Source organism: Streptomyces sp. NPDC016562 (assembly GCF_043076955.1).
Lineage (GTDB): Bacteria > Actinomycetota > Actinomycetes > Streptomycetales > Streptomycetaceae > Streptomyces.
In genome coordinates this window covers 43,155-58,811 of sequence record NZ_JBIBRZ010000009.1, presented here as the reverse complement: position 1 = coordinate 58,811, position 15,657 = coordinate 43,155, and the positions used below count along the sequence as shown (strand labels likewise).

Below are 15,657 nucleotides of genomic sequence, written 5' to 3'. Positions count from 1 at the left end.
AGCATCCGGGGCCGGGGCCGGCCCCAGCCGGGACTTCTGCCGTGCCGTGCCCCTGGAACATGCTTCCGCACGGCGGGGACCGCAGAGCCGTCAGGTCAGCGGGTGGCTGCGTCGCGTAGTGCGAGGGTGGTGCGGGCGGCGGTGGCGAGGTCGGTCTCGTGCACGTGGCGGACGCCGACGAGGTTGGCGGCGTCGCTCCATGCGCACATGGTTTGGTCGCCGCCGGGCCCGGTGACGTGGCCGCAGGCGAGGCCGCCGCCGTGCTTGCCGGGGTCGAAGCGGGTCACGTCGCGGGCTTTTGCGCCGGCGAAGTAGTTGCGGAACTCCTGCGAGATGGACTTGCTGGCCTTGGACTCGGCGACCTTGGGGTCCCAGGCGGCGCTGGTGACCAGGACGAAGAGGTCGTAGGAGCTGTCGGCGTCCTGGTCGTAGTAACCGGTCCGGATGCTGTGCGGGAGGTCGCGGCCGGCCAGTGTCTCGGTCTCGGCACGCGTGGCGTCCTCGCCCGTCAGCAGGCGGAAGCGGTCGAAGAGTTCCGGCAGGACGATGACGGCGTACTCCTCGGTGCCGTCCGCGGCGAGCGCCTCGACGGCGCGGGGCTCGGGGTCGTTGGCGGTGGCGGCCTTCACGCTCGCGACAGCGGCGATGAATACGCTCACGCCCGCGATGAACCAGGTCCGCTTCCTCCTGCCGCGCGCAGCCTGTGCCGGATCGCTGCTGGCCGGGGTGGACTCGGCGCGCCAGGAACGGGTCAGCCACCACAGCGCGCCGATGCCTAGGGCGGCGGCGGTCATGTAGCCGATGACCTCGCCGACGGCGAAGGACTGCGAGGTGGGGTCGATGGAAGCGACGATCATGCCCCGGATCGTACGTGTGAACGAAATGGTCGGCGGTCCTGATTCCGCGACGGCTAGGCTCCCTCCCGGCCCGCGCCGGAACGGAGCGCGCGGGACAGGCCCCGGTCCCCGATCAAGGGACGGAGTACGGCCGGGCCCCCATACCCGATGGCTGCCGCCCCCGCCAGCAGCCGCACCCGGGTCGGGCGCGCGCTGTCCTCCGGTCCGCGCAATGATTCTCTCGGCGTGAGCCTCAGCCCACCAGGTCTCGACAATCCATCTGCACGCGACCAGTCGCTCGTGCCACGCTCGCGCGATGGGCCACTACCCCTGGCTGGGGATCGCGCACTGCGCGGTCATCGCCGGTACCGACGACCTCCTCGCGCTCTTCACCGAAGCCGAACGTCAGCACCTGCCGTGCCCGGAGCAGGAGGAAGAGGACACCGACTGGTGGTACGGCTACCGCTCCACGCCGCGGGCCCTGCGCGACCGCCTGCAGGCACAGGGCATGACTGCCGGCCAGGCGCTGTGCGACCTCGAGCAGGCACTTGCCCGCTGGAGCCGGCCCGACCCCGGCCCGCCGGACGGTTGGACGGGCCTGTACCCAGCGCCGAGGACGTCCTGGAGAAGATCACGAAGAGCATCGCGCTCCCGTACGATCCGCAGGACGCGCTGCTGGACGACGGCTTGCTGGACACCGTCTTCATCCGGATGGGCGAGCGCACGGTGCTGCGCCTGCTGGTCGATCGCGCTCCCGAGACCGTGGTGGTGGACCTCGACCTGAGCGAGCTGACGGGCGGCTGCTGCTTCCCGTACGACATGGACAAGGCCCGTGCCGCTCATGCCCGCGCCGGGCAACTGGCCCTCGGCCGCCAGGTCAGCCCGCTGCTGGTGCTGACCGAGGGGGCCACCGACGCCCGGCTCCTTACCAAGGCGATGCGCGTGACCCACCCTCACCTGTCCGGCTTCGTCAGCTTCCTCGACTTCGACCTGCCGGCCTCCGGGCGACCCGAGGGCGGTGTGAGCGCACTGGCCAAGACGGCCACGACGTTCATCGCCGCCGGGGTGCTCAACCGCTTCATCGCCCTGGCCGACAACGACCTCCCGGCACATCAGGCCCTGGCCAAGCTGAAGGCGAAGGGCGTGCCCGGCCACTGCCGCATCCTCCACTATCCGCCGCTGCCGCTGCCGCTGCCGCTGCCGGCCGCGTACCCCACCCTCCCGCCCGGCGCGAGCGCGCCAGTGCTCGCAGACGTCAACGGGAGTGCCGGGACGCTGGAGCTCTACCGGGGCCGCGACGTCCTCACCGGCCCCGACGGCCAGTTGCTGCCTCTGTTGCTCAACGCCACCGGTGGCGGCGGGTTCGGCCCGAAGGACAAGAAGGCCATGCAGGACAGGTTCGAAAGGAAGTGCGATGCCGCGCTGGCCGCCTCTCCCGGAACAGACCTCGAAGGCGACTGGAGTGCCGTGAGCACCATCATCGACACGATCCTGCACGCCTTCGACCCGCCCCCAGCCTGACCGGGCCCCGACCGCCCCCTCACTTGCCGGGTGCACGCGTCCCTGGGGCCCGGGGCTGCGGTCAGGCCGCGGGCCACCCGGTAGTTACCCGACAGCCACAGACTGATGGTCTTCACCGAACAGCAGGCCGGCTGAGCAGCGAGGGACCCTCATCCCCTCAGTTCTCCAGGAAGCGCTGACGCCACCACCCACAGGCGCCCCACGGGCTTGGCAGCACGAGGTGAGGGCTGGGGGGGACAGTCCGGCGGTCGAATTCGGCATCGAGCCTGCCGATGAGCCGGCCAAGGTCCTCCCGAGCCCCGCGGGGAAGCCACAGCAGTACGTCCTCCAGGCGGTCTCGCGCCACCAGGGGATCACAGCACGCGCAGGCCATCACCGGATCCGGCAGCACACGCCCTGGCTGATTGAGATACCACCGGCACTCGGCCAGGGCAGCAGCCACAGCCCCCGGCCACAGCCGGTCCTCTTCCAACTTCCGTATCGCTACGCGAGTCGCCGCAGACACACCACGGGTCCGACGAACCGGAATACCTCTTCTGGGCCGCCAACGCTCTGCGCGCAGCCCCTTCGGACGCCTACGCGGCATCGGCCTTTCGGATCAGCATGCCGTCATCCTGCCACGGACCGGACTGCCCTGGCACGTGATCAACGAGGGCCCGAACCACTTCCGGTGCTCATACTTCTCAACGACATCCGTGCGCTCTCTGGACGACGAGTGATGCTGGGATCCACTGACAAGTGCTCTCGTTTGAGACCTACGCAGCCAAGCCGCCCGATTTCCGCCTGGCCCGCGGAGACGGAAGAATCTGCCGAGGACATGGCGCACGCTGGAAGGACGTCAATTGACATCGGGTATAAGCACGTTTGCCACCCTTTCCGCCGAGCGCCCGCCCGCCTCTGTACCCATCGACTGGGCGGCCGTCGAGGACTGGCTCGGACTGCGGCTGCCGGCTGACTACAAGCGGCTCGCCGACCGGTACGGGCCGCTGGACTTCGGTGCGTACGTGTGGATCCACGTGCCGTGCGTCCAGCGGGACAGCTTCGACTACGGCGAGTGGCTGCGCGCGACGCACCGGGAGGCACGGATCGAGGCGCGCGGGCTGCCCGAGGCCGAGCGGCCCGTGCTCCACCCCGAGCCCGGCGGCCTGCTGGCCTGGGGCTGCACGCGGGGCAGCGACGTACTGTTCTGGGACACCTCGGCCTCCGCCGACCCCGACCAGTGGACCGTGGTGGTGCGGCACTCCGGGGCGGTGCCGGGCAGTGGCCTGCTCCGGTGGCACCGGTACGACCTGACTCTCACCGACTACCTGCGGCACACCGTCCGTGACACCTGGGAGCTCCCTTCTCCTCCCGGCCCACTGCTGGGCCCGCTGCCGGGCACCGTCGCGCGGACCGCCTTCCTTCCCGACGCCGAGGCGTGGATCCCGCCCGCGCCGGTCCCGCCCCGGCTCACCGAGGCCGAGCGCCGCATCGCGCTGGAGACCGGCACCGGCCTGGACGCGCTGCAGCTGCTGTCGCCGCCCCCCGAGCGGCCGTACCTCGGCGACGGCTCCTGGGAAGGGCTGTTCGCCGAACTGGGCACACGGCTGCCCGGGGAGTACGTGCGGCTGATGGACGGGTACGGCGCCGGCGCCTGGAGCGGGTGGCTGCGTTTCCACACCCCGCTCCGGACCGGCGAACGGCGCTTCCTTACGCACGTCGAGGACACCGCGGCCGCCTACCGGCAGCTCAAGGACGGCCACCCGGGCTGGTACCCGCTGGCCATCTGGCCCGAGCCCGGCGGCTTCCTCCCCTTCGCCAACTCCATCGACGGCGACTACCTGGGCTGGCTCACCGAGGGAGGGGATCCCGACACATGGCCGCTGATCGTCTGGCCCCGCCACGCCGACCAGGGACCGCCACTCGAGGGCGGCCTGATCGACACCCTCCTCGACTGGCAGCGCGGCACACTGGTCACGCATGGGTTCGCCGCCCCGGACGAGGACGACGACCCTGTGGAGTTCGCGGACTTCGAGCCCTGGGACGACAGCGCCTACTGGTGAGTCCTCCGCCGGAGGGCGGCCGATAGCCCGCCCGGCCGGTGCGCTGGGAGACGCGTTCGCGCCGCCGTTGAGGATGTGCCGGCCGAGGCGATGCCCGTGTGCCACCCTGCCCGGGGTGGACCGGGATAGCCGACGGCTGAGAGCCCCAACCAGCAGGAATGGCCACCGCGTGCAGCAGAACGGGGCAGCTTGTCCTGGGGCGGCGGGGGAGACGATCATTCAGTCATGAGACCCGAAGTGCAGACGTTCGTTGCCGACGGACTGCTTCCCGACTGGGACGCGAGCGAGGAAGAGATCGACCGGCGTGAACGCCAGCTGAGGGAGATCTCCCGGCCTGTCACGTCTGAAGAGGCCGCTGCCCTGGCCACCTGCTTCGGCCCCGACGACTGCTACGGCGTCGCCTGGACGCTCGTGCACCTGATCGAGACGGCTCCAAATTGGGTGCCGCCGTGGGAGGATCCGGGTCCGGAAGCTGGCGACTGGGCCGAGGTTCTGCGCGGGCGATGGGGCGGCGGACGCGGCCTGACGACTTAACTGCATGAGGTGTCTTTCCACTCCCGGCATCACCGCCCACCGCACCGTCTTCGCCAACGGCCCGGTCGACGGCCAACTGGTCCGCCGGGCCGGCCCAGGACCCGCGTGCAGCCGGCCCGACTGCCCGCCCGGTCCCGGCCGCCCGGTGAGCCGACGACCCTCGCCCCCTGGTGACGGAGCGGTATCCCAGCGCCGGCATCCGCCGCACGGCGCCGCACCACCGCCGTGCCAAGACTGATGGTCTGCTGGGGAGCGTCAGAGGAGACTTGTCAGCTGGTTGTCAGCGGTGTCGCCCCAGTGGGCTGGTAGTTCACACTGACAGGCTGTGACGCACTGGTGCCGACACGAGTGACGAAGCGCCGCGTTATTCTCACGTCGACCACCACCCCCCGGGGCGGCGGCCGACCTGCTGGCCCAGCTGCGCGCCGATGCGCGTGCCGCGTAGTAGGTGCCGGCCTTCGAGCGGGAGGGGACGGCCGTGCTTGAGGCGTCCCGCCGCACGTTCTCCCTGGCCGGGCTGTACGAGGTGATCCAGGACTGGCAGGGCCGCATCGCGCACGCCCCCGGCGGTCGATGCGTTCGCCGCCTCCGGCTACGACGACAGCGCGAACATCGACATGGCGGAACTGCGCGGGCGGCGCCGGTGACGGCACAGTGGCCGTACGCGGTCCGCTTCACGCACCGGCCGCGAAGGTCCTCGACGCTCTGCCCGGGCACGCCGAGGACACCGTGTGGGGCGTCCGGGACGCCGCTGTCGGCGACCCGTGGGGCGGCGCCTCGCGATCGTTGCCGAGATCCCACAGACATGTCTTAACCTGCCCCCCATGCCCACCCCTGTGCACGCACTTGCCCACTGCCCTGTGATCCCGGCCGCCGTGGCAGAGTTTCTCACTCTGCCGCAGCAACCGGCGGCCGCGGATGGCTTCGACGTGCTCGACGCCGTTCTGCGCGCTCGGGGCTGGAGTTGGGAACACGAATGCCTGACGGACTCCTACCGCACGGGCTATGGGCATCCGTTGTGCACCGAGGGCGGCACCCCTTTCGGGGACCCGACGGCGCGACGGTTCCTCGTGTTCGGGCAGCTGTATCCCGTCGATCCGCACGACGGCGGCCTCGACAACATGCCCTGGCTGGGCGAACTCGTGGACGACTGGGGCAGGGCCCCGGGCTGGACGGTCCGCCGCCCGTCCACGGTGGAGGAGTGCACCGAGATACTCAACCAGACTGCGGACGCCGTCAGCGCCCATCTCGGCGCCGCTCCGGAGCGGACGGTCATTAGCGACGCGGCCGTGGTGACAGGCCCGCCGATGCTTCACCGGATCTGGCGCATCGCCACGCAGGCTGTGATCGTGGGGCCACACGCGGACAACGGCCCCTACGGCTACCTGACCCATCTGCAACTCGCCGCTTCCCCCCTCAGTCTGGCCGGCGAATTGCCTCCCGAGGGCGACACGGTGGGACTGGACCGCTGGATCGAGGCGCACGTCGACTGGTGATATGAAATACGCCGACGCCTGACGGTCTGATGGTGATCGACGGCCTTGCCCAGGTGCGCTGCATCGGTTGCTGTCGTATTTCGCGCGGCCGGGTGGTTAGGGCGTCTCGGTGAAGGCCCGCAGGGCAGCGCCGCCTCGTAGAACACCCGGCCGGACTGCAGCGCGGATGGCTTCGATCACGAGCCGTTGGTCACTCGGCCGCATCATGGTCAGCGGGATCTTGAGGTCCGGTTGGCCGGCCTGACGGCAGTGGATCCCATATCCGAGGCGGCCTGCCTCCTTCACCTCGACGCTGTCGAGGTCGGCCAGCGGTAGCCGCCGTGGCGTGAGGCCCCGGCGCACGGTGATGTATCCGTCCGCCACCGAGACGGCGAGAAGCCAGTGCAGGGCGAAGAAGAAGGCACCGAAGGCGGCCGCGAGGGCAAGGTAGACCGGTCTCGGCAGCACCTGGCCGTCGCTGGTGAGACCTTGGGTGAGCGCCATGAGAACTGCGGGGACAGCAGCCACCAGGAGCCGGCGTGGTTCTGGGCGGACGAACACGGACTCGCTGTGTGCAGGCATGGAAGGGCTCTTCCTTCGAGGTGGTGGGCGAGACCCACTCGGGGCCGGCGTCGGGGCCAACCCTTCGCCACGCACGGAGCCTGGTCAAGTTCCCCCAGGCCGGCGAGGCCAGACGTCAGCTGCCCTCCGTCGGGCCCGGCTTCCAGTCCTGCTTTCCGGTCGCGCCACGACGTTCTGGGCCTTTACGTTGCCCAGTCCAGTCCCAGCTCTGCCAGCACTTTTGTCCAGGGGCGGCTTTTCTGATCAGTGGGGGGCTGATCAGTTTGGTGCTGGGGGCGATAAGGCTCCGGGCTGAGCTATCACGGCTTGGTGATGGGAGACCGGGGACTGCGTTGAGCGGCTGTAGCGGCCGGGTGCGTGGCTGAGGGTGATGCCGAGAGTGCGTAGTCCGCTGTGGGCTCGCCGGTGAGAAGGCGTAGGGCGGCAGCGGCCAGCAGCAGGCACGCAGCCCCTGCCGACACCACGTTGATCACGAGCATACGGACCGGCCTCTCTCTGGCTCCCGGGTTGGTGCCAAAACCCGTTCGCAGACTGGCAGTTCAGAATGCCTCTTCGTCGTCGTCGACGACGCCCCTCGATCGATCAGGGCCCGCGCCTTCAACGGCGGCAAGTGCTCAAGATGGTGGGCAGGATGACTGCGGCGGCCGCCAACAGCAGGCATCCGGGACGCGCGCCCGGGCCGCGCCTTCGGGTCTCGGCCTGGCCGCCTGGGGAACTGCCGGGGTGCTTGCGGGCGTAGTGCTCGGTCTGCCGGCGCAACCCCTCGGACTCCTCGAGCCAGGGCGTCTTGAAGCTGCACTCTCCGCCCCAGTAGCGGTTGGCCACGTCGGCTGCTTGCCTTCGGTCGGGGTAGGGGCACCGGTCCCGATGCCGACGGTGACCTTGGTCATGTCCGCTGCACAGGTCAGGCACCCAGCCATTCGTGACCGGCGGCCACGGGTAGGCTCACGGCCGTTCGTACTGGTGGGTCAGGGGAGATGCCGGATGACAGAGGACCTCGGCACGTTGCTGCGCACGTTGCGCGATGGAGCCAATCTGACGCAGGAGCAGGTGGCCGAACGCTCCGGGGTCAGCGTGCGCACGATTCGCCGGCTGGAGAGCGGCAGATCCACGAACCACCGGATGGGCACGGTGAATCTGCTCGCCGACGCGCTCGGACTGGAGGAAGAAGGCCGTCTGCGGCTGGCGGCCGCTCTCACCGGGTCGTCCGGCTCGTCCGGGTCGTCTGGGTCACCCGGCTCCCCTGATGCCGTAGCGGAAGCCGGAACGGGAGCGCGGCCCGAGTCCGTGTCCGGGCCCATCCCCGCGAACACACCCGGGCCCCTCCCCGAACTCCTCCCCCCACCCGCCCGGCCGCCCGTCCACGACGCGCTCGCCGATGCCGCGCGAGAGCTGGCGACGGAGGTCCGGCGCCGCTGGCGTCGCGAGGAGGCGCAGCGCCGCGTCCACGACCCGTTCCCCCTGCCCGTACGGTGGAAGCCGGCGCCCGCCGGTCTGACCGACCGGGCGGAGAACATCCAGCGCCTCGGGCCCGGAGAGACTCCGCGCGAGGTGGATCTGGACGGCGACCTGCGGAGCTTGGCCGAGGTCTACCGCAGGATCCCCTCCGGGCGACTGGTGATCCTCGGCCGGGCCGGCTCGGGCAAATCCATCCTCACGATCCGGCTCGTCCTCGACCTCCTGCACCTCCTGGATCTCGTCGACGTCCGAGAGACCCCGGCCCCGCACCGCCGTGTGCCGGTCCTCTTCAGCATCGGCTCCTGGGACCCCTCGACCACCGCACTGCGGGACTGGCTGATCGGCCGGCTGCTGCGCGACCACCCGCACCTGGCCCGCCGCAGCTCCGGCGGGGCGACGCTGGCCTCCGTACTGGTCGACGCCGACCTCATCCTGCCGGTCCTGGACGGGTTCGACGAGATCGCCGAAGGCCTGCGCCGCGACGCCCTGGACGCGCTCAACGCCACCTCCTGCCCCCTCGTCCTCACCAGCCGACGCGACGAGTACGCCGAAGCCGTCCGCGCGGCGCACACGCCGCTCGTCTGGGCGGAGGGCATCGAGCTCACCGACCTCACCCTCGACGACCTCGCCGACTACCTGCCCCGCACCACCCGTACCGTCCCCTCCGACGAGAGCGCCGCCGGCAGCATGTGCGTGGCCGGCTCGCCATGGGACGCGGTCCTCACGGAACTGCGCACGGGCCAGGAGCCGGCCCACACGAACCTCGCCACGGTGCTGACCACCCCGCTCATGGTCATCCTCGCCCGCACCCTGTACAGCGAGACGCCCGGCCGGGATCCCGCCGAGCTGCTCGACACCACCCGCTTCCCCACGGTGAAGAGCCTGGACGAACACCTGCTGGCGGGCTTCGTCCCCGCGGTCTACCGACACCGCGCCGCCGAACAGGACGCGGACGGCCGACAGCCCAAGGCGCCGTACGCCGACCCCGCGCGGGCCGAACGCTGGCTCGGCCACCTCGCCCACCACCTGGTCCGCCTCGACCGCGAGCGCCAGGACCTCGCGTGGTGGCAGCTCGGCGATTCGCTGTCGCGCTCGACGCGGACCATGGTCTTCGCCCTGGCCACCGCCGTGAGCATCACACTGATCGACTGGGTGGTCGGCCTGCTGCTCACCCCACTCTCCGTCGGCGAACTCCTCCTGCGGGGCGGCCTCATGGGACCCGCCGCAGGCCTCTGCTTCGGAGCCGTCTACGCGATGGCGGACAGATCCGGCGGCGCAGCGGCCTTCGAACCGGCCCGCGTACGGCTGACACTGCGCGCCGCGCACGACGGCCTCGGCCGCAGACCCCTGCGTACCTTCACCGTCCGTGTCGGGCAAGGCCTGATCGGCGGAACCGTCCTGGGCGTCGGATGCGCCTGCGCCCTCACCCTCCAACGCGCGCTGGTCTCCGGGACCCGGCTCACTGATCCGCACGTGGTGGAGGGCACCTTTATCAACATGCTGGTCCTCGGGCTGATCTTCGGCTCGGCCGGCGGTCTCGTCTTCGGCCTCATGGCCGCGCTCGAAGCACCCGTGGACGTCACCGCGGCGGCCACCCCGATCAGCCTGCTGTCCTCGAACCGCACGACGGCCGGCCGGCAGTTGCTCATCCTCGCTCCGGCGTTCACCGTGGCCATCGCATTTGGCGGGCACTTGATCGTCCATCTGCTCCGGGGTGCGGTGGGACCGCTCAACTGGGGCGCTGGGGAGAGTCTGTTTATGGGCGCGGCCGGCGGGCTTGGCGGGGCTGCCTCCTACGTGCTCACCTTCACCGCTTGGGGCCAGTGGATCGTGCTCGCACGTGTCTGGCTGCCCTTGACCGGGCGACTCCCCTGGAACCCCGCCGCGTTCCTGGACGACGCCTACCACCGGGGGGTGCTGCGCCAGACCGGGGCCGTGTACCAGTTCCGCCACGTCCGGCTGCAACACCACCTCGGACGCACCTTCCGCGGCCGGCACCGGGACTTCGAACCGGCCACGTTCACGCCCCCTTCGACCGGCGCCCCGTGACCGCGGGAGCATGACGGCGGGTGACCGCGGGACCGGCGCCAGCCGCGGGCCTCACGTACGGCCGGTCACCCATGGCCGGTCGCTCGGCCTGTCGGCCGGACGGCGCGGGGCACCAACCTCGGAACGTCTGGCTTTGTTCACGGGTTGTGGCTCTGGCTCAACTTCTGTGATGCGGTCACTTTGAGTGACAGCCGAGTCGCTTCGGTGCTGGTGCCAAGTCGCCCCAAAACGGCCGGTGGGCAGGGCTGTTGGGCTGAGAGTTCGGGGCCGTGGAAGAAGTCGCGCTCCGGCTGAAGGAGCTGTTGTCCCCATCGATCACGGACGGCGCGGTGCTGTCGGTGGACGTGAACATCGAGATAGTGCGCGTTGACGCGCTCTGCACTGCGGATGGCGCCTGTGCCCGGCCTGCGGAGTCTGGTCGAACCGGGTGCATGGGACCTACCTGCGATTTCCCGCTGATGTCCCGAGCGGTGGACGAAGCGTTGTTCTCCAGCTGAGGGTCCGCCGGTTCACCTGCGGGAACTCGGGCTGTGCTCGCCGTACCTTCGTCGAGCAGATACCCGGTCTGACACGCAGGCACGGTCAGAGGACCGAGCGGCTGCGCTCGACCTTGGCCACGGTCGGACCTGCCCTTGCGGCCGGGCTGGGGCCCGCATCGCCCGCGTCCTTGGGGTGCCCGTCAGCCGCAGTACTGTGCTCCGGCTGGTCGACGCTCTGCCCGAGCCGGAGGTGGCCGCCCCACGTGTGGTCGGCGTCGACGAGTACGCCACCCGCAAGGGCCGCCACTACCTCACTGTCCTCGTGGACATCGAGACCCGCCGTCCCATCGATCTGCTGCCTGACCGGGACGCATCCAGCCTGGCGGCCCGGCTCGCCGAACGGCCAGGCGTTGAGGTCATCTGCCGGGACCGGGCACCATTCTTCGCAGAAGGTGCCACCGCCGGCGCCCCGCAGGCCGTCCAGGTCGCGGACAGGTGGCATCTCTGGCACAACCTGAGCGAAGCCGCCGAACAGGCCGTCGCCCAGCACCGCCGCTGCCTGCGAACCCTGGTCCCTGCCGTCCCCGAACCCGATCCGGAGCCCGCCCCGGAAGAAGAGTCTCCCGGCTCACCGTGGCCGACCGGACATCGGTTCGCCGACCGCACCCGGGCTCGGCACGCTGACGTCCACGCACTGCTGGATGCCGGGCACAGCCGGCGCCCGGTCCAGCGACAACGCGGCACGACCTGGCGGACTGTCAAGCGTCTAGCCGACGCTGCGGCGCCGGAGGACCTGTTCACCGGCCAGTGGCAGAACCGCCCATCGGTCCTCGACGACTACAAGCCCTGCCTTGACGACCGCTGGAAGGAGGGCTTCACCAACGCCTGGAGGCTGTGGGAAGAGATCGTGGATCCTCAGACGCCCGGAATCCCTCACCGAGCCCGAACTACTCCAGCTCAAGATCGTCCGCATGTACTGCCCCGAACTCGACGCCCTCACCCGCCACGTCCGATCCTTCGCCATCATGCTCATCGATCGACAGGGCGAGCGCCTCCCGGACTGGCTCGACGCCGTCCGGCAGGACGACCTGCCCAGCCTCCACACCCTCGCTGCCGGCATCGACCGCGACCGCGACGCCGTCACCGACGGATCGACCCTGCCCTGGAGCTCGGGCGCGGTCGAAGGGCATGTCAACCGGATCAAGATGCTCAAGCGCCAGATGTTCGGGCGAGCAGGCTTCCACCTTCTCCGCAAGCGCGTCCTACCAGCGTGACGGCGAACGGCCGCGGCACGGACGTCGAGCCAGAAGCCTGTGAAAGCGAACAAATCAAATGCAGGTCAGGTGTTGGCGCAATCGTCGATGACGGCGCAGGCGAGGCGGATACCGCCCAGATAGGTGGAGATGCCGTCATCGCCCTGCATGTGGGGCGCGTCCTGGAACCACTGCCGCCACAGGCCGCCTTCCTGAAGGAACGGGTCGGCCAAGTCGCCGTGCAGGACGGAGTCGGTGTACGCCAGGGCACCCATGGCCGTCGGCTGGTCGTAGGCAAGGTCGGGCCGACGCAGGTAGCGATCCAGATAAGCGGCAAGCAGGTCGGCGTCCCGTGTGGTGCCGAAACTCGCCAGAGCCACGCAGTAAGCCCCACCTGCGCAGCAGACCTCGCTCTCCAGCAGCAGCGCCCCCAGACGCTCGCGGAAGTGGTCGCGGCGCGAAACAGCGGCGAGCCATGCCGCGGTCCGCCGCTCGCGCCAGCTGCCCTCGAAGAGGATGGTGAGCTCGGCGTCGGAAACAGCCTTCGCGTCAGCGGCCAGGGCATGAACGAACGGCTCGTACTCCTCGCGCGACATGCGAAGTACAGCTCCGCCAAGCTTCAGGTAGCGGCGTGCCGGGAGGCAGTAGCGGCGGTACAGAGCCTGTATCTCGTGGTCGTAGCGGATCACCACCCCATCCTCTCGCGACGACCAGGTCGGATGAGCAGGGTTTCGACAGCACACAGCGTTATTGCCCCACAGAAGATGAGCCAGAACCCGAGTCTGAGCAGCATGTGTTCATCAGCTCGGGAGGCACCAAGGGCGGTTCAGAATCGAACGCGGGCGAGCGGTGCCCGCTCTGGCCGGTCCTGCAAGACCAGCGCCGAGCTCGATGTGGGCAACGCCGGGAGGGCCGCAAAGCCTGTCCCGTACAGTCGAAAGCGGTCCGGGTCCGGAACCACCATCCATGGTTCCGGACCCGGACCGCTTCCAGGTGCAACGTCCCGGAGGACCACCGCCGGGTGAGGATCAGGCAGTCATCCGAGCCGACTCGAGCCCCGCAGGGCCCGCTGTACGGGCGCAGACCCCGCGTCTTAGGCGGACAGGCGCCCGAAGAACAGGCTGCCCGGGGCCTCCAGGTCCGGAGAGTAGAAGAACTCCCTGACCGCGCGGAGGAACTCCTGCCGACTGATCTCTCCGTCGCCGTCGGTGTCCAGATAGACGAAGGTGTCCAGGGCGCCGGGGTCGATGATGTTCCAGACCTTCAAGTACTGCGCGAACTCGGACTTGCTGATGGTGTTGTCGCCGTCGGTGTCCATGATGTCGAAGATGGCGTGGGCAACACCCTCGACCATGTTGAAGCGGCTGGTGTCCACGCTCGCCGCGCGGCTGGCGGTCTGGAACTGCTCCTTGGAGAGACGGTCGGCGCCGTTCGCGTGGCGCAGCAGCTCGGCCCACTGCATCTGGTACGAGATCAGCAGCGCCTGCGCCCGGCGGTCGCGCTTGTCGATCTTGTAGGTACTCAGGTAGCGGTCGACGAGGCGCTGGTAGTCGCTCCAGTCGACGTAGCCGTCGCTGTCGGTGTCCGTGGCGGCGAACAGCTGGTCCAGCTTCATGGTGATCGGGTCAGTGGCGACAGTAGCCATGATCGTCCTTTCGCGGGAGTGACGGGTCGGGCACGTCGACGCGCCCGCCCCGAGACTAGGCGTCAGATCCTTCCCAAAACCCATCAAAGGGCCATGTCGGGAGCAAGATCGCCCGATGATGCGAACCGTCTCCCTGACCGGTGTGACCCCGGACAGATCGGGTATCACATGGCGTTCTTGCGCTGCCCGCCGCGGGCCGGCGGCATTCGAACAGTGAGATCGGTCAAGGTTCAGTGAGACGGGACAGCAGGCGTTCTCCGCACTCGGGATAGAGGGTGCCTCGGCTGGGGAGCTGTACCGCTGGCGGACAGCTGACTAGGGGAGGGGAGAGCATGGGGACAGGCGCGGTGGTGCTGGTGTTGTTAGCCGTCCTGGCTGCGGGGGGCTTGGTGGGGGTCCTGGTTCGGTCTGGGCGCCGGGAAGCCGAAGCGGAGAAGGCGCGGCTGGCAGAGCAGGCGAGGATCCAGGCCGTGCGGTCGATGGAGGCGGTCTGGGCGATGGACCCGCTGCAGTTCGAGGAGTACATCGCAGAACTGTGCCGCCGGGACGGATGCACACAGGTGCGGCGTGTGGGTGCCGCGAACGATCTGGGCGCTGACGTGATCGGCAGGCTGCCGGACGGCCGGAAACTCGTGGTGCAGTGCAAGCGCTACGCGAAGCACCGCACTGTCGGCAGCCCGGATCTGCAGAAGTTCAACGGCACCGCGCGCAGCGAACACGGAGCGGACGTCCCGCTCTTCGTCGCCTCCTGCAAGTTCACCAAGCAGGCCCGCGCTTTCGCCGCCCGCCACGGCCTGGTCCTCGTCGACGTCGACCTGCTCGGCTTCTGGAACAGCGGCACCGCCCTCACCGCGCTGCTCGACCTGGACATCAACCGGTCCGGCACGAACCGGAAGCTGTCCCCCGACAGCTGAGCCCCTGCTGCTCAGCAGTGAGCATCGATGCCCTTCCAGCCGTTCCCGAGCCCACGGCGCTGAGGCCGCGATGCCGGGACGGTGCGCTCCAAGCGGGTGTTCAGCGCAGCGGTCACCTGCGCGGCCGCTGTCGGAGAAAGGCCGGCGGTGACCCGTCCGGAGGAAAGGACTCGGGCGTACGTCCCCGGCCCGTAGGCGGCCAGGGCCCCCGCGAGGGAGGCCGCAGCAGTCTCGGCCGGCCCTGCGCCCCATCGGGGTTCGTCCTCGATGGCGGGCGGCTGGCGGGGGACTTCGCGGCGGGCTGCGAGGAGTACGGCGAGGGCCTGGGCGTGGGCCGGGTCCAGGATGACGGTCAGCAGGGCGGGGCCGAGTTGGTGGACCCGGAGCCCGGTGAGGAGGCTGCGCGGTGAGTGCCCGCCGCAGGCCGGTGCTCAGCACGGCTGGGTCCGTCGGGGTGTCGGCTCGGCGGGCCGCCCCGGCTGCGGCCGGGGCGTGCTCGAAGCGTTCGCGGAGTGCGGCGACGGCGGCCGGGACGACCTCCAGGAGCTCGGCGGCCTCCGGGCTGAGCTCGGACAGAGCCCCGGCGAGCACCTCCAGCGCCGTGGCCGCATCCTCTACGGCGCTGGCACTCCACCGCTCGGGTCCGGGTGCGGCGTCGGCGAGCGCACACACCGCGACGACGGCCTCCTCGGCCAGCGCCTCCACGTTGCCCGGTGTGGTCGTCAGCTTCATGTCCTCCCCAACGAGGTGTGACCGCGCAAGGTCGTTCGCGCTGATCACATGATGACGCCCGCGACACCGCTGGCCCTGCCGGACCGGGGGCATCGGGCAGCCAGTAGACCGGACGTACGGTGCTTCGGCCGCCGGTG

The 15,657-nt window shown here is 70.1% G+C and carries 12 protein-coding genes and 1 pseudogene; 9 read left to right on the top strand and 4 right to left on the bottom strand.

The annotated features are described in order from the left end of the window. Positions 1-95: 95 nt before the first annotated feature. A complete protein-coding gene (locus ACF059_RS29070) occupies positions 96-857 on the bottom strand; it encodes a hypothetical protein (RefSeq protein WP_392062721.1) in 762 nt (253 codons plus the stop codon). A 567-nt stretch (positions 858-1,424) separates the two neighbouring features. On the opposite strand from ACF059_RS29070, the gene ACF059_RS29065 reads away from it, so the two are divergent. From ACF059_RS29065 to ACF059_RS29050, 4 genes are all read left to right on the top strand, one after another. Beyond that, the gene (locus tag ACF059_RS29065) at positions 1,425-2,357 is read left to right on the top strand and encodes a hypothetical protein (RefSeq protein ID WP_392062718.1); all 933 of its coding nucleotides are present in this window, start codon (positions 1,425-1,427) and stop codon (positions 2,355-2,357) included. Positions 2,358-3,199: 842 nt separating this feature from the next. Beyond that, positions 3,200-4,399, top strand: coding sequence for an SMI1/KNR4 family protein (locus tag ACF059_RS29060; protein ID WP_392062715.1), 1,200 nt, complete (start codon positions 3,200-3,202; stop codon positions 4,397-4,399). A 225-nt stretch (positions 4,400-4,624) separates the two neighbouring features. Further along, positions 4,625-4,933, top strand: coding sequence for a hypothetical protein (locus ACF059_RS29055; protein WP_392062712.1), 309 nt, complete (start codon positions 4,625-4,627; stop codon positions 4,931-4,933). 824 nt (positions 4,934-5,757) lie between these two features. Beyond that, the gene (locus ACF059_RS29050; RefSeq protein WP_392062709.1) at positions 5,758-6,429 is read left to right on the top strand and encodes a hypothetical protein; all 672 of its coding nucleotides are present in this window, start codon (positions 5,758-5,760) and stop codon (positions 6,427-6,429) included. A gap of 96 nt (positions 6,430-6,525) precedes the next feature. Here ACF059_RS29050 and ACF059_RS29045 read toward each other — a convergent pair whose 3' ends face one another. Further along, positions 6,526-6,990, bottom strand: a complete 465-nt coding sequence (locus tag ACF059_RS29045; protein ID WP_392062706.1) for a hypothetical protein — start codon at positions 6,988-6,990, stop codon at positions 6,526-6,528. Between the two features lie 984 nt (positions 6,991-7,974). Between ACF059_RS29045 and ACF059_RS29040 the strand changes: the two genes are divergently transcribed. From ACF059_RS29040 to ACF059_RS29030, 3 genes and pseudogenes are all read left to right on the top strand, one after another. Beyond that, positions 7,975-10,497: a helix-turn-helix domain-containing protein gene (locus tag ACF059_RS29040; protein WP_392062702.1), complete on the top strand. Its 2,523-nt coding sequence runs from the start codon at positions 7,975-7,977 to the stop codon at positions 10,495-10,497. A 672-nt stretch (positions 10,498-11,169) separates the two neighbouring features. Next, positions 11,170-11,478, top strand: a pseudogene (locus ACF059_RS29035) (transposase); the annotation flags it as partial. A 349-nt stretch (positions 11,479-11,827) separates the two neighbouring features. Continuing rightward, entirely contained in the window at positions 11,828-12,250 is a 423-nt protein-coding gene (locus ACF059_RS29030; protein ID WP_392062699.1) for a transposase, read from the top strand. Between the two features lie 65 nt (positions 12,251-12,315). On the opposite strand, the gene ACF059_RS29025 is transcribed toward ACF059_RS29030, so the two are convergent. After that, positions 12,316-12,918 carry a DUF6000 family protein gene (locus ACF059_RS29025; RefSeq protein WP_392062696.1) on the bottom strand — a complete coding sequence of 201 codons (603 nt, stop codon included), beginning with the start codon at positions 12,916-12,918 and terminating at the stop codon, positions 12,316-12,318. Between the two features lie 404 nt (positions 12,919-13,322). Further along, positions 13,323-13,874, bottom strand: coding sequence for an EF-hand domain-containing protein (locus tag ACF059_RS29020; protein WP_392062693.1), 552 nt, complete (start codon positions 13,872-13,874; stop codon positions 13,323-13,325). A gap of 479 nt (positions 13,875-14,353) precedes the next feature. Here ACF059_RS29020 and ACF059_RS29015 point away from each other — a divergent pair, with 479 nt between their 5' ends. Further along, positions 14,354-14,788, top strand: coding sequence for a restriction endonuclease (locus ACF059_RS29015; RefSeq protein WP_392063336.1), 435 nt, complete (start codon positions 14,354-14,356; stop codon positions 14,786-14,788). A 492-nt stretch (positions 14,789-15,280) separates the two neighbouring features. Further along, positions 15,281-15,541: a hypothetical protein gene (locus ACF059_RS29010; RefSeq protein WP_392062691.1), complete on the top strand. Its 261-nt coding sequence runs from the start codon at positions 15,281-15,283 to the stop codon at positions 15,539-15,541. The last annotated feature ends 116 nt before the right edge of the window (positions 15,542-15,657 follow it).

Bases quoted from the DNA above. Each gene is read 5' to 3' on its own strand.
- ACF059_RS29070 (WP_392062721.1), bottom strand. From the start codon at position 857: ATGATCGTCGCTTCCATCGACCCCACCTCGCAGTCCTTCGCCGTCGGC.
- ACF059_RS29055 (WP_392062712.1), top strand. From the start codon at position 4,625: ATGAGACCCGAAGTGCAGACGTTCGTTGCCGACGGACTGCTTCCCGAC.
- ACF059_RS29050 (WP_392062709.1), top strand. From the start codon at position 5,758: ATGCCCACCCCTGTGCACGCACTTGCCCACTGCCCTGTGATCCCGGCC.
- ACF059_RS29045 (WP_392062706.1), bottom strand. From the start codon at position 6,990: ATGCCTGCACACAGCGAGTCCGTGTTCGTCCGCCCAGAACCACGCCGG.
- ACF059_RS29040 (WP_392062702.1), top strand. From the start codon at position 7,975: ATGACAGAGGACCTCGGCACGTTGCTGCGCACGTTGCGCGATGGAGCC.
- ACF059_RS29020 (WP_392062693.1), bottom strand. From the start codon at position 13,874: ATGGCTACTGTCGCCACTGACCCGATCACCATGAAGCTGGACCAGCTG.
- ACF059_RS29015 (WP_392063336.1), top strand. From the start codon at position 14,354: ATGGAGGCGGTCTGGGCGATGGACCCGCTGCAGTTCGAGGAGTACATC.